Below are 12,223 nucleotides of genomic sequence, written 5' to 3'. Positions count from 1 at the left end.
TCGGCGGCGCGGGCGGCGCGCTGGCCTTCCGGTGGCGTGCGGGAGATCCCCGTGCAAGCTCTGGAGAGCGGGCGCGGCGAGGGGTCGAGATGGGGCTGGACCGCTTCGAGCGACCGCTCGAGCCGAAGAGAGACGAGACGCGGGCGATCAACGCCCGCAGCGGCGCGCGCCGCGAAGGACTTCTCATGTGTGACAGCTTTCCGGGAACGCCTGCTTGTTGTCGAGGCTCCCGCACCAGGCGGTGCGCGGGGGCGGCGCGACTATACGGTCATGAGGCCGAAGCCGCAAGCGCTGGGACGTCTTGCGCCACGTGTGGCATCACACAACATCGCGCCATGGTTCTCGGGGCCCAACATCGATATTCCACTTGTTGCCATGTGTGCGCCATTCGCACAGGGACAGCCACCTTCAAATGATTGATCCAGGACGATGAGTCGATCAGCACGCCGCTCACGAAGCGGACTCCTCACGACGACGTCGAACAGGCTTCATGTCGGGCGTCGATCCACCCAGCGCAATCAGCCGCTTGGCGGCTTGCACCTGAATGAACGTCTTGAAGACTTCGCGGAAGATGTCCGCACGGTCCATGTTGGGCCTTTCGGGATCTGGTGCAACGGCGCGGGCCGCATGCGCCTTCTTCTTTCAAGACATGCGCTCTCATTCCGACATCGGCCGGCGCCCGCTTGGTGCCCAGTGCGCCTTTGGCCCTTTCGCGACTGGGGCCACGCGATACCCGAAGAATCCCCCGCACCGACCACGACAGGAGCCCCCCCGATGGACAGTTCCACCACCCCCTTGATCTCGCGACGCGATGCCCTCATCGCCGGCGCCGGTGCCGCTGCCGCGGCGGCGGTGTCGCCTTCCGCATCCGCGGCGCCCGCGCCCGCCCCGGCCGTGCCGTCGGATGCCGCCATCCCCCGGATGAAGCTCTCGCTGACCGTCAACGGCCAGGCCCACGCGCTCGAACTCGATACCCGCACGACCCTGCTCGACGCGCTGCGCGAGCACCTGAACCTGACCGGCACCAAGAAGGGCTGCGACCACGGCCAGTGCGGCGCCTGCACGGTGATCGCGGATGGCCGCCGCATCAATGCCTGCCTGACGCTGGCCGTCATGCACGAGGGCGCGCAGGTCACGACCATCGAGGGCCTGGGCACACCGCAGCGCATGCACCCGCTGCAGGCCGCCTTCGTCAAGCACGACGGCTACCAGTGCGGCTACTGCACGCCCGGCCAGATCTGTTCGGCCGTGGGCATGCTCGACGAGATCCAGCGCGGCATCCCCAGCCACGTGAGCACCGACCTGAACGCGCGCCCGCTGCTGTCCGCCGAGGAGCTGCGCGAGCGCATGAGCGGCAACATCTGCCGCTGCGGCGCGTACTCCAACATCGTCGAGGCCATCACCGAGGTGGCGGGGAGCCGGTCATGAAGCCCTTCACCTACGAGCGCGCGCAGTCGCCCGCGCAGGCCGCAGCCGCGGTGGCCCGTCAGCCGGGCGCGAAGTTCATCGCCGGCGGCACCAACTTGCTCGACCTGATGAAGCTGCAGATTGAGGCGCCGGCGCACCTGGTCGACGTGAACGGCCTGGCGCTGGACCGGATCGAAGCGCTGCCCGAAGGCGGCCTGCGCATCGGCGCCCTGGTGCGCAACACCGACCTGGCCGCCGACGAGCGCGTGCGGCGCGACTACGGCGTGCTGTCGCGCGCGCTGCTGGCAGGTGCCTCCGGGCAGCTGCGCAACAAGGCGACCACGGCGGGCAACCTGCTGCAGCGCACGCGCTGCCCCTACTTCTACGACACGGACCAGCCGTGCAACAAGCGCCGGCCCGGCAGCGGCTGCAGCGCCAGCGGGGGCGTGACGCGGCAGCTTGCGGTGGTCGGCGCCAGCAGCGCCTGCATCGCCACCCACCCGAGCGACATGGCGGTGGCCATGCGCGTGCTGGACGCGTCCGTCGAGACGGTGCGCCCCGACGGGCGCACCCGCGTGATCCCGATCGCGGACTTCCACCGGCTGCCCGGCGACACCCCCCACATCGACACCGTGCTGGAGCGGGACGAGCTCATCACCGGGGTGACGCTGCCGCGGCCGGTCGGCGGCACGCACGTCTACCGCAAGGTGCGCGACCGCGCGTCCTACGCCTTCGCGCTCGTGTCCGTCGCGGCCATCGTGCAGCGGGACGGATCGGGCCGCGCGGCCTTCGGCGGCGTGGCGCACAAGCCCTGGCGCATCGAGGCCGCGGAAGCCGCCATGCCGCAAGGGGCCCGGGCCGTCGCGTCGCAGCTGTTCGCGCAGGCTCAGCCGACCCACGAGAACGCCTTCAAGCTGCCGCTGGCCGAACGCGTGCTGGCCGCCGCCATCGAGCAAGGGAGGAGCTGACCATGAAGTTCGACACACCCGCCACGACCAACCCCATCGACCAGCTGAAGGTCGTCGGCAAGCCGACGGACCGCATCGACGGCCCGGCCAAGACCACCGGCACGGCGCGCTATGCCTACGAGCGCAACCCCGAGCTGCCGCGCGCCGCCTACGGCTACGTGGTCGGGGCCGGCATCGCCAAGGGGCGCATCGCGTCGATGGACCTGAGCGCCGCGAGCGCATCGCCCGGCGTGCTGGCGATCGTCACCGCGCGCAATGCCGGCAAGCTGGGCAAGGGCGACTTCAACACCGCCAGGCTGCTGGGGGGACCGGAGATCGACCATTACCACCAGGCGGTCGCGCTGGTCGTGGCCAACACCTTCGAGCAGGCGCGCGCGGCGGCGCAGCTGGTGCGCATCGAGTACACGCGCGCGCCGGGCCGCTTCGACCTGGCCGCGGAGATGGACTCGGCGCAGATGCCGAAGGCCACCGAATTCACCGGTCCGCCGGAAACGAAGGCGGGCGACTTCGCGGGCGCGTTCGCCGCGGCGCCCGTGCAGGTGGATGCGCGCTACACGACGCCCGACGAGTCGCACGCGATGATGGAGCCGCATGCCTCCATCGCGGCATGGAGCGGCCAGAAGCTGACGATCTGGACCTCCAACCAGATGATCGCCTGGGGCGCCGGCGACGTGGCCAAGACGCTCGGCATTCCGAAGGCGAACGTGCGCCTGGTCTCGCCCTTCATCGGCGGCGGCTTCGGCGGCAAGCTGTTCGTCCGCGCGGACGCGCTGCTGGCCGCGCTGGGCGCGCGCGCGGCGCGGCGGCCGGTGAAAGTGGCGCTGCAGCGGCCCTTGATCATGAACAACACCACGCACCGGCCGGCGACCGTCCAGCGCATCCGCTTGGGCGCGACGCGGGACGGGAAGATCACGGCCATCGCTCATGAGGGCTGGTCCGGTGACCTGCCGAACGGGCAGCCGGAAACGGCGGTCAACCAGACGCGGCTGATGTATGCGGGCGCGAACCGCCTGACGACCACGCGGCTCGCGGTGCTGGACCTTCCCGAGGGCAATGCCATGCGGGCGCCCGGCGAGGCACCGGGCTTGATGGCGCTGGAGATCGCGATGGACGAGATGGCGGAGAAGCTCGGCCTCGACCCGATCGAGTTCAGGGCGCTGAACGACACGCAGGTCGACCCGGAAAAGCCGCAGCGCCCGTTCTCTCAGCGCAGGCTGATCGAGTGCATGCGCACGGGTGCGGAACGCTTCGGCTGGAGCCAGCGCAAGGCGACACCGGCGCAGCAGCGCGAAGGCCGCTGGCTGGTGGGTCTGGGCATGGCGGCCGCCTTCCGCAACAACCTCCTGACGAAGTCGGCCGCGCGCGTGAGGCTGGACAACCAGGGCCGGGTGACGGTGGAGACCGACATGACCGACATCGGCACGGGCTCGTACACCATCATCGCGCAGACCGCCGCCGAGACGATGGGCGTGTCGCTCGACAAGGTGAGCGTGCGGCTGGGGGACTCGGCCTATCCCGTGTCGTGCGGCTCGGGCGGGCAGTGGGGGGCCAACAACTCGACCTCGGGTGTCTTCGCTGCCTGCATGAAGCTGCGCGAAGCGGTGGCGCGCAAGCTCGGCGTCGCGGCGGCCGACGCCGAGTTTTCCGACGGCATGGTGCGTGCCGGCGGGCGCTCGATGCCGCTGGGGCAGGCGGCCGGTGCGGGCGGCCTGGTGGCGGAGGACTGGATCGAGTACGGCGATCTGGACAAGAAGTACCAGCAGTCCACCTTCGGCGCGCACTTCGTGGAAGTCGGCGTCGACGCGACCACCGGCGAGATCCGCGTGCGCCGCATGCTGGCGGTCTGCGCGGCGGGGCGCATCCTCAATCCGAAGGCGGCCCGCAGCCAGGTGATCGGCGCGATGACGATGGGCGTCGGCGCCGCGCTGATGGAAGAGCTGGCGCTGGACAAGCGGCATGGCTTCTTCGTCAACCACGACCTGGCCGGCTACGAGGTGCCGGTGCATGCCGACATTCCGCACCAGGAGGTGATCTTCCTGGACGAGACGGACCCGATCTCTTCGCCGATGAAGGCGAAGGGGGTGGGCGAACTCGGCATCTGCGGCGTGGGCGCCGCGGTGGCCAATGCCGTCTACAACGCGACGGGGGTGCGCGTGCGCAACTACCCGATCACGCTGGACAAGCTGCTGGACCGATTGCCGCCGCTGGCGTGAGCCGCTTCACCGGTCCGCATGGCTGTCGAGCCAGGCGGCAATGGCGGCGGCGCTGCGGAAGTCGTCGCAGGCACGCGCGGGCACGCTCGGGCAGCGCTGGTTCCACATGCGGGCCAGCGCCTGGCCCGGGCCCATTTCCAGGACGCAACGCACCTGGCGCGCCTGGATGTTCTCCATGCATTCGTCCCAGCGGACCGTGGCGGCGATCTGCGCGGCCAGCGCGGCCCGGGCCGTGGCGGCATCGCGGATGCGGTCGTGCGCGTTGCCGAACAGCCGCACGCGCGGGGGGTGGAAGGGCACCTGCGCGAGCGTCTGCGCGAAGCTCTCGGCGGCCTCGCGCATCCAGGGCGTGTGCGAGGCCACCCGGACGCGCAGCCGCGTGCACTGCGCGCCGGCCTGCCGGGCCGCGCGTTCCGCCCGCTCCACCGCGGCGAGCGGGCCACCGAGGATCACGCTGTCGTCCGCGTTGCGGATCGCGAGGGCCACACCGGCCTCGGCGCACAGGGGCTCCAGCCGCGATGCAGGCAGCCCGCTGACGGCCAGCAACCCGCCGGGCGTGCGCGCGGCGCATCGGTCCATGGCCTCGGCCCGCCGCGCCGCCAGCGCCGCGGCGGTGTCGGGCTCGATCACGCCGGCCGCGCTGAAGGCGGCGAGTTCGCCGACGCTGTAGCCGGCGATGGCGGCCGGCGCTGCGGTGAGCGGCGCGAGCTGGGCCCAGGCCGCCAGGGCCAGGCCGGTCAGCAGCGTCTGGGCGTTGTCGTTGCGCTCGGCCCATGCCGGGTCGGCGAGCGCCTGGCGCCAGTCGCCGATGCGCAGGCGCTCGCACGTGGCGCGTACCCGTTCGTCCTCGGCCAGCCAGGGCAGCATCGCGGGATGTTGCGTGCCCTGGCCGGAAAAAAGCAGGGCGAAGCTCATGCGCCCGCGCTGACGCGCCGCACCCAGCAGGCGGCGGCGAGCGTGTCGGCCGCGCCACCGGGCGACAGGCGCCGGCGCACGAAGTCCTCGGAAATGGCGTGGGCTTCCCGCAGCCCCTCGGGCCGTGCGATGCCGCCGCGATCCAGAAAGGCTCGCGCGGTGCGCTGGGCCCAGCGCAGGCCGTCGAGCCCGCCGCGATGCGCGAGGTTGCTGTCGTCCAGCACCGCGATGATGTGGAACAGGGTGTCGAGCCGGGCCTGCGTGGGCGTCAGGCCGCGGGCCAGGGCCTGGGTCAAGGCCGGCACGGCCGTCTCGAACAGGATGGGGAAGGCCCCTGCCGCTTCTTCGGAGGCGCCGCGCAGGCCGTGCCGGCGCGCTGCGATGCCGCCGGGAAGGCGCGGTGGGCGAAGGCTGCGCGCGGCCAGCGCCTCGCCCCAGTGCCGGCGCAGGGCATCGCGCAGTCGCTGCGGCTGTGGTGCGGTGCCGCGCTCCCGGCACACTGCGCCCGCCGCGGCGCACAACAGGCCGAGCATGAAGATCGCACCGCGGTGCGTGTTGACGCCGCCGGTGGCCGCGAGCATGCGGGCCTCGGCCGCGATGCCGCATTGCTCGAGCAGGGCGAAGTCCGCGCCGCGTTCGCCGGCCTCTGCGATCCGGGCGAAGTAGCGGCGCAGCGAGAACAGGCTGCGCAGGAAGGTGTGGGCATCCATGTCCTCGTGGCTGCCCGCGTCGATCAAGGTCACCAGGCCCGGCTTGGGGGTGAGCGAGAGTTCGTCGTGCAGCGCGAGGGTGGCGGCGCGGCCGATGGCGGCCGGCGTGAGGCCGGAGGGCGCAGGCGCCCGAAGGGCCGCCGTCCTCATGCCGGCATCTCCGCGACGGCGCTGGTGCGCAGCCCGCACCAGCCGAGGTCGTGGTGCAAGGCCACGCCGTCGAGGCGTTTGACGAGCAGGCTGCGCGTGCGCCCGGCTCGCCACGCGGCCCACTCGCGCCACGCCACGGCGGCACCGTCGGGGAACATGAACTCGCCGTCCAGCCGCGGCTTGGCGGCATCGAAGGCCTGCAGCGGCTCGGCGATCTCGTCGGCCCGCGCCGCGTCGTCGATGCCGATCCACAGGTCGAGGTCGGACTCGGGCCGCACGTAGCGCAGGCCGGTCATCTGCTGCCACCCGTGACTGCCGAACACGCGCACGTTCGCCCGCAAGCACTGCAATGCCGCGGCCAGTGCGCGCACCGGCCGTGCCGCCGATCGCGGGAGCAGGCCGAGCACTTCGGCCAGGCGCGGGAAGGCATCGACGTAGAGGACCGCCGTACGCGGCACGCGCAGCGACAGGCGGCGCCGGTCCCACCGCGCCGGTGCGGGCAGACCGAGTGCGATGGCGTCGTCGCAGGCCGCTTCGCCCGGCTGGCGCGTCACGACCAGCGGCAGGCGGTGGGCCGCCCAGTAAGACAGGCAGTCGGCGGCCTGCGCGTCCCAGGGACGCTGCAGGACCGTGCGCCAGCCCGCATCGGTGAGGCGGACGAGCTGGTGGCGACGCAGGCGGTGCATGTCCGTGTTCCCTCGCCGTTCAGGCCGCATCCAGAACGCGTTGCACGACGGCGGCCGCCATCCGGCGTCCGCCGCGTTCGGCGCCGTCCTGCGCACGCCGGTCCTCCGTCGGCGTGTGGGCCAGCGCCTCGCGCAGGCAGGCCTGCAGGTCACCGCGCCACAGCGCGCGCACACCGCCCATGGCCACGTAGTTCCGCACACCCGGTGCGAACACCGGGTTGGATGCCGACAGCGCGCTGAGCTTGTCCTCCGGCAGCTTGGTCACGCGCGCCATGGCGGGAATGCGCATGACGCGGATCTCCGCCTCCGGCAGCGCGTCGCAGGCATCGGCGATCAGCCCCGAGGTGATGAAGCCGCCGGACAGCGCCTGGTCGTACACCAGCCCGATCACGCGGTGGCCGCGTCGGCGCGCCAGGTCGATGCTGGCGCCGAGGTGGGCCATCGCGCGATTGATGCCCAGCAGTTCGTCGCGCCGGCGCAGCTGCTGCCCCTGCGTGTCGATCAGCAGCAGGATGGGCCGGCCCGGGTGCCGGTGGAGGGTGTCGAGCACCACGCGGGCCTGCGCCAGCGCGAGCCGAACGCCGATCGGCGCATGGTTCGTGGTACCGATCACCGTGAGCGGCTCACCGTCGAACATCACTTCGCCCTGCAGGAAGTCATCGGCCGCGCGCATGCCGTGGTAAGGGCCGAAGAGCTGGGTGACTAGCGAATTCCATTGCATCTCGAACTCCTGCCGGTGACCTGGCGTTGGGGGCGCAGGGCGCGCACGGCGTCCACCGACAGCTCCGGGACACGCGCCGCATCGTCGATGCCGAGCGCGCGCCACAGCAGCGCCGCTTCGTCCCGGCCTTCGCTGTCGGCCGGCAGCATGCGCAGGCGCGCCGCGAGCAGCGCGTGCTCCTCTTCCAGGCCGGCGAGGGTCAGGGGCCGTGACGCGCCGATCGCCGCGATGGCGGCGGCGCGAAAGGCCGCGACATCGTCCTCGACCAGCGCATCGCAGTCGCCCGTCAGCCAGCGGTGCTTGCCGCCGGTCGTGCGCCACACCAGGGCCCGGTCGCGCGAGTCGAATTCCTCCACGCCGTGCGAGGCTTCGATCACCTCGGGGCCCGACATCGCGAGCCGGCCGACGTCGCTGCAGACGATGAAGTCGGCACAGCGCGCCACGATGCCCATGCCGCCGAAGCAGCCGTTGGCGCCGCCGATCAGCACGATCACCGGGACGCCCGCGGCGCGCACGTCGAGCAGCGCGCGCATCACTTCGGACACGGCGATCAGGCCGGCATTGGCCTCGTGCAAGCGCACGCCGCCCGACTCGGCCAGCAGCAGCACGGCCGCCGGCCTGTCGCGCAGCGCCCGCTGCAGCAGACCGACCAGCTTGGCGCCATGCACCTCGCCGACGCCGCCGCCCATGAACGCGCCCTCCTGCGCGGCGACGAACACCGGGTGGCCCGCCAGCGTCGCCCGGCCGATCGCCACGCCGTCGTCGAAGGCCGACGGGACGCCGAGCTGCGCCAGGTGCGGGCTCATCACGCGCTCGCCCGGTGGCAGCCATTCATGAAAGCTCCCGCCGTCCAGCAGCAGCGCGAGCCGCTCGCGGGCCGAGCATTCGGCATAGCTGATCATGCTTGTGCTCCGGTGCGGACGTCGGCCACGGCCTGGTCGAGCCGCAGGCTCACGACCGCGGGCGTGGCGCCCATGTCGTTGATCGAGACGCGCACACCGGCCAGCGGATGGCGCGCGTGGAAGTCCTTCATCACGGCCTGCCAGATCGGCCCGAAGCCGCGCGCCGAGGTCTCGACGCGCACCGCGCAGCCGTCGCGGGCGGCCGGCTCCAGCAGCACCTCGAGGTTGCCGGAGCCGACCACGCCCACCAGCACCGGTGCGAAGGCGCCCGCCGGCCGTCCACCGGCGAAAAAAAAGTCCAGGGTTTCGAGCCCTGCGGGAATGTCGCTCATCGTCGGATCTCCTGCTACCAGTTTCTGAAGCGCCTGGGCGGCTGGTACAGGCCGCCGGAGGCGCGGACCAGGTCGCGCATGCTGCGTGCGGCCAGCAGGTTGCGCGTGGCCTGGCGCGGGTCGATGCCCAGGTCCTGCGGCCGGCGGATGACGCCGCGGTCGCGCAGGTTCTCCACCGCGCGCCGGTCGCGCGCCAGGCCCACCGCGGTGTAGCCGGCCACCCCGCGGATGGCCTGCTCGCGCTCCGCATCGCTGCGGCACAGGAGCAGGTTGGCGATGCCTTCTTCGGTGAGGATGTGCGACACGTCGTCGCCGTAGATCATGATCGGCGGCAGCGCCATGCCGGCCTGCTCCTGCAGCGTCCAGGCATCGAGCCGGTCGACGAAGGCGGGCTGCATGTGCTCGCGGAAGGTCTCGACCATCTGCACCACCAGCTTCTGCCCGCGCGGCGTGCCGGCCGCGCCGCCGCGCCCGGCCCGCGCCTCGCGCCCGGCCTGCAGCCACGCCGGGCTGGCATGGCGGCGGCCGCGGGCATCGGCGCCCATGTTGGGTGCGCCGCCGAAACCGGCGATGCGGCCCAGCGTCGCGGTGGAGCTGTTGCCGTCGAGGTCGATCTGCAGGGTCGAGCCGATGAACAGGTCGCAGGCATAGTGGCCGGCCGCCTGGCAGAAGGCGCGGTTGCTGCGCAGGCTGCCGTCGGGGCCGGTGAAGAACACGTCGGAGCGCGCGCGGATGTAGTCCTCCATGCCCAGCTCGGAGCCGAAGGAGTGCACCGACTCGACCCAGCCCGCCTCGATCGCCGGGATCAGCGCCGGGTGCGGATTGAGCGCCCAGTGCTTGCCGATCTTCCCCTTGAGGCCCAGCGATTCGGCATAGGTGGGCAGCAGCAGCTCGATGGCCGCGGTGTCGTAGCCGATGCCGTGATTCAGGCGCTGCACGCCGTACTCGGCGTAGATGCCCTTGATCGCCATCATCGCCATCAGCACCTGGACTTCGCTGATCTGCGCCGGGTCGCGGGTGAACAGCGGCTCGATGACATTGGGCCGCGGCGCCTTGACCACGAAGTGGACCCAGCCAGCCGGGATGTCGACGCGCGGCAGCGTCGTGGTCTGCCCATCCACCCATTCGTTGACCTGCGCGATCACGATGCCGCCGGAAAAGGCGGTGGCCTCGACGATGGCCGGCGTGTCCTCGGTGTTGGGGCCGGTGAACAGATTGCCCTCGGCATCGGCCGCCTGCGCCGCGACCAGCGCCACCTTGGGCGTCAGGTCCACGAAGTAGCGTGCGAACAGCTCGAGGTAGGTGTGGATCGCACCGATCTCGATGCGGCCGCCCGACACCAGCTTGGCCAGGCGCGCGCCCTGCGGACCCGAGAAGCTCATGTCCAGCCGGGAGGCGATGCCGTTCTCGAAGAGGTCCAGGTGCTCCGGCAGCGCCAGCACCGACTGCACCATGTGCAGGCCGTGCACGCGCTGCGGGTCGACTTGGACCAGCGCCTTCGCCAGAAAGTCCGCCTGCTTCTGGTTGTTGCCTTCGAGGCAGACGCGATCGCCGGGCGAGAGCACCGCTTCGAGCAGGGTGCCGACGGCATCGGCGTCGACGCGCTTGCCGGCGAGCCGCGTGCCGAGTGCCCGGGCCGCGCGTGCCAGGCGTGCGGCGCGGTCCTCGGCCTTGGTGTTCCAGGGGCTGGAGTTCATGAAGTGAATCGGGTGGGTCGAATCGGAGGACGCCTGCTGCGGCCTACAGCAACACGAAGAGCAGCCACACCACCACGGGCGCGACCAGCGTGACGATGGCGCCGTACACCATCAGCTGCCGGAAGAACACGTTGCGGTCCACGCCCTTCGCGTTGGCGAGTACCAGGGCGCCGTTGGTGGAGAACGGGCTCACGTCGACGATGGTCGAGGACACGGCCATCGCGGCGATGAAGCCGATGGCGCCGACGGCGTTGTCGCCTTGCAGGAAGGGCACGGCCAGGGGGATCAGCGAGCCCAGCACGGCGGTCGAGGAAGCGAAGGCCGACACCACGGCGCCGACGAAGCACAGCAGCAGGGCCGCCATCAACGGCGAGGTCAGGCCCGCCACGCTGTGGCCGACGAAGTCGATGGTGCCCATTTTCTCCAGCACGCCCACGTAGGTGCTGACACCGACGATCAGCATGATCTCCGGCCATGACACCTGGCCCAGCGCGCGCTTTTGCAGATCGGGCGCCATCAGCGTCAGCAGCAGGCCGATGGTGATCGAGACGAAGCCGATGTCCTGCTTGAAGAACAGCGTCAGCACGGCCAGCGCCAGCAGGCCCAGCACGGTGGCCATCTGGTAGAGGCGTGCGCCGGCGTCGGAGGGGATCGCCGGCGCCACGGCCACGAGCGATCCGTCGGCGGATGCCGCGATGCGGCGCTCTTGCGCGAAGGATTCGGCCTCCGCGTCGCCGAACACCTGGGGCCCGCCCTGTGCGAAGGCGGCGGCATGTGCGCCACGGCGCGGTGCCGGCACGGCGCCGTTCGCGTCCGCCTTCTGGCGCAGCAGCTTGGTGCCGCCCATCAGGAAGAACAGCAGCAGCGCCACGGAGAGGTTGACGCCCAGGCTCGCCAGCATCGTCGCCGTTTCGCTCAGCGGCAGGCCGGCCCGGGCGACGATCTTGTTGGTGATGCCGCCGTAGATGCTGATCGGCGAGAAGCCCCCGCCCTGCGCGCCGTGCACCACCATCAGGCCCATGAGCAGCGGGTTGATGCCGTACTTGGCGGCAAAGCCCAGCGCGATCGGCGCGATGATCGCCACCGCGGCCGGGCTGACGGCCCCCACCGCCGTGAGCAGCGCGGCGATGCAGAACATGATCCAGGGAATGGCCGCGATGCGCCCGCGCACCGCGCGCACCGCGAGGCGCACCAGCCAGTCGATCGTGCCGTTGTTCTGCGCCAGCGCGAAGAGGTAGGTGATGCCGGCCAGGGTGAGGAAGAGGTCGGCAGGGAAGCCGCCGATGATCGCCTTTGCGTTCATGCCGGCGACCAGCGTGCCGACCAGGAAGGCACCGACGAAAGCGATCACGCCCATGTTGATGGGCAGGACCGTGGCCAGCACGAACATGCCGGCCAGGACGTAGATCGAAATCCAGTGGGAACTCATCGAAGCGTCTCCGGTTGTGCGATGTGACGCCGATGAGCACCGTGCGTCTGGGTTCGTACGGTACGGAACCCGTCCGGGACGATCAATGAAGCG

General features: G+C 71.4%; 12 protein-coding genes. 3 read left to right on the top strand and 9 right to left on the bottom strand.

Features of this window, described 5'->3' with window-relative positions:
• Positions 1 to 450: 450 nt before the first annotated feature.
• Complete coding sequence (locus tag ABEA07_RS18520) at positions 451 to 588, bottom strand: hypothetical protein (protein WP_425584154.1); 138 nt, start codon at positions 586 to 588, stop codon at positions 451 to 453.
• Positions 589 to 774: 186 nt separating this feature from the next.
• Between ABEA07_RS18520 and paoA the strand changes: the two genes are divergently transcribed.
• From paoA to paoC, 3 genes are read left to right on the top strand one after another with little or no spacing between them, the layout of a single operon-like run.
• Entirely contained in the window at positions 775 to 1,428 is a 654-nt protein-coding gene (paoA, locus tag ABEA07_RS18515; protein ID WP_345539674.1) for an aldehyde dehydrogenase iron-sulfur subunit PaoA, read from the top strand.
• Positions 1,425 to 2,375, top strand: a complete 951-nt coding sequence (locus tag ABEA07_RS18510) for an FAD binding domain-containing protein (RefSeq protein WP_345539673.1) — start codon at positions 1,425 to 1,427, stop codon at positions 2,373 to 2,375. Before paoA ends, ABEA07_RS18510 begins: the two co-directional genes overlap by 4 nt.
• Before the next feature lie 2 nt (positions 2,376 to 2,377).
• Positions 2,378 to 4,588, top strand: coding sequence for an aldehyde oxidoreductase molybdenum-binding subunit PaoC (gene paoC, locus ABEA07_RS18505; protein ID WP_345539672.1), 2,211 nt, complete (start codon positions 2,378 to 2,380; stop codon positions 4,586 to 4,588).
• 6 nt (positions 4,589 to 4,594) lie between these two features.
• Here paoC and ABEA07_RS18500 read toward each other — a convergent pair whose 3' ends face one another.
• Genes ABEA07_RS18500 through ABEA07_RS18465 form a run of 8 tightly spaced genes read right to left on the bottom strand, consistent with a single transcriptional unit; the run spans position 4,595 to position 12,130 of the window.
• Positions 4,595 to 5,503, bottom strand: a complete 909-nt coding sequence (locus ABEA07_RS18500; RefSeq protein WP_345539671.1) for an acyltransferase domain-containing protein — start codon at positions 5,501 to 5,503, stop codon at positions 4,595 to 4,597.
• Complete coding sequence (gene mdcB, locus ABEA07_RS18495) at positions 5,500 to 6,363, bottom strand: triphosphoribosyl-dephospho-CoA synthase MdcB (protein ID WP_345539670.1); 864 nt, start codon at positions 6,361 to 6,363, stop codon at positions 5,500 to 5,502. The genes ABEA07_RS18500 and mdcB overlap by 4 nt, the downstream gene beginning before the upstream one ends.
• Positions 6,360 to 7,049 (bottom strand): malonate decarboxylase holo-[acyl-carrier-protein] synthase, encoded by a 690-nt coding sequence (gene mdcG / locus ABEA07_RS18490; protein ID WP_345539669.1) that lies wholly within the window; start codon positions 7,047 to 7,049, stop codon positions 6,360 to 6,362. The genes mdcB and mdcG overlap by 4 nt, the downstream gene beginning before the upstream one ends.
• Before the next feature lie 19 nt (positions 7,050 to 7,068).
• Positions 7,069 to 7,770 carry a biotin-independent malonate decarboxylase subunit gamma gene (locus ABEA07_RS18485; protein ID WP_345539668.1) on the bottom strand — a complete coding sequence of 234 codons (702 nt, stop codon included), beginning with the start codon at positions 7,768 to 7,770 and terminating at the stop codon, positions 7,069 to 7,071.
• Positions 7,752 to 8,672: a biotin-independent malonate decarboxylase subunit beta gene (locus ABEA07_RS18480; RefSeq protein ID WP_345539667.1), complete on the bottom strand. Its 921-nt coding sequence runs from the start codon at positions 8,670 to 8,672 to the stop codon at positions 7,752 to 7,754. Before ABEA07_RS18480 ends, ABEA07_RS18485 begins: the two co-directional genes overlap by 19 nt.
• Positions 8,669 to 9,004, bottom strand: coding sequence for a malonate decarboxylase acyl carrier protein (gene mdcC, locus ABEA07_RS18475; RefSeq protein WP_345539666.1), 336 nt, complete (start codon positions 9,002 to 9,004; stop codon positions 8,669 to 8,671). Before mdcC ends, ABEA07_RS18480 begins: the two co-directional genes overlap by 4 nt.
• Positions 9,005 to 9,018: 14 nt before the next feature.
• Positions 9,019 to 10,701 carry a malonate decarboxylase subunit alpha gene (gene mdcA / locus ABEA07_RS18470; RefSeq protein WP_345539665.1) on the bottom strand — a complete coding sequence of 561 codons (1,683 nt, stop codon included), beginning with the start codon at positions 10,699 to 10,701 and terminating at the stop codon, positions 9,019 to 9,021.
• Positions 10,702 to 10,744: 43 nt separating this feature from the next.
• Positions 10,745 to 12,130 carry an SLC13 family permease gene (locus tag ABEA07_RS18465; RefSeq protein WP_345539664.1) on the bottom strand — a complete coding sequence of 462 codons (1,386 nt, stop codon included), beginning with the start codon at positions 12,128 to 12,130 and terminating at the stop codon, positions 10,745 to 10,747.
• Between the last annotated feature and the right edge of the window lie 93 nt (positions 12,131 to 12,223).

This window comes from Variovorax defluvii, from assembly GCF_039541515.1.
GTDB lineage: Bacteria > Pseudomonadota > Gammaproteobacteria > Burkholderiales > Burkholderiaceae_C > Variovorax > Variovorax defluvii.
Note: the sequence above shows the minus strand (reverse complement) of the source record. Positions and strands in the feature narration are given on the sequence as shown.

What these genes read in the sequence shown, in the direction of transcription:
- ABEA07_RS18520 (WP_425584154.1), bottom strand. Translation starts at nt 588, where the DNA reads ATGGACCGTGCGGACATCTTCCGCGAAGTCTTCAAGACGTTCATTCAG.
- paoA (WP_345539674.1), top strand. Translation starts at nt 775, where the DNA reads ATGGACAGTTCCACCACCCCCTTGATCTCGCGACGCGATGCCCTCATC.
- ABEA07_RS18510 (WP_345539673.1), top strand. Translation starts at nt 1,425, where the DNA reads ATGAAGCCCTTCACCTACGAGCGCGCGCAGTCGCCCGCGCAGGCCGCA.
- paoC (WP_345539672.1), top strand. Translation starts at nt 2,378, where the DNA reads ATGAAGTTCGACACACCCGCCACGACCAACCCCATCGACCAGCTGAAG.
- ABEA07_RS18500 (WP_345539671.1), bottom strand. Translation starts at nt 5,503, where the DNA reads ATGAGCTTCGCCCTGCTTTTTTCCGGCCAGGGCACGCAACATCCCGCG.
- mdcB (WP_345539670.1), bottom strand. Translation starts at nt 6,363, where the DNA reads ATGAGGACGGCGGCCCTTCGGGCGCCTGCGCCCTCCGGCCTCACGCCG.
- mdcG (WP_345539669.1), bottom strand. Translation starts at nt 7,049, where the DNA reads ATGCACCGCCTGCGTCGCCACCAGCTCGTCCGCCTCACCGATGCGGGC.
- ABEA07_RS18485 (WP_345539668.1), bottom strand. Translation starts at nt 7,770, where the DNA reads ATGCAATGGAATTCGCTAGTCACCCAGCTCTTCGGCCCTTACCACGGC.
- ABEA07_RS18480 (WP_345539667.1), bottom strand. Translation starts at nt 8,672, where the DNA reads ATGATCAGCTATGCCGAATGCTCGGCCCGCGAGCGGCTCGCGCTGCTG.
- mdcC (WP_345539666.1), bottom strand. Translation starts at nt 9,004, where the DNA reads ATGAGCGACATTCCCGCAGGGCTCGAAACCCTGGACTTTTTTTTCGCC.
- mdcA (WP_345539665.1), bottom strand. Translation starts at nt 10,701, where the DNA reads ATGAACTCCAGCCCCTGGAACACCAAGGCCGAGGACCGCGCCGCACGC.
- ABEA07_RS18465 (WP_345539664.1), bottom strand. Translation starts at nt 12,130, where the DNA reads ATGAGTTCCCACTGGATTTCGATCTACGTCCTGGCCGGCATGTTCGTG.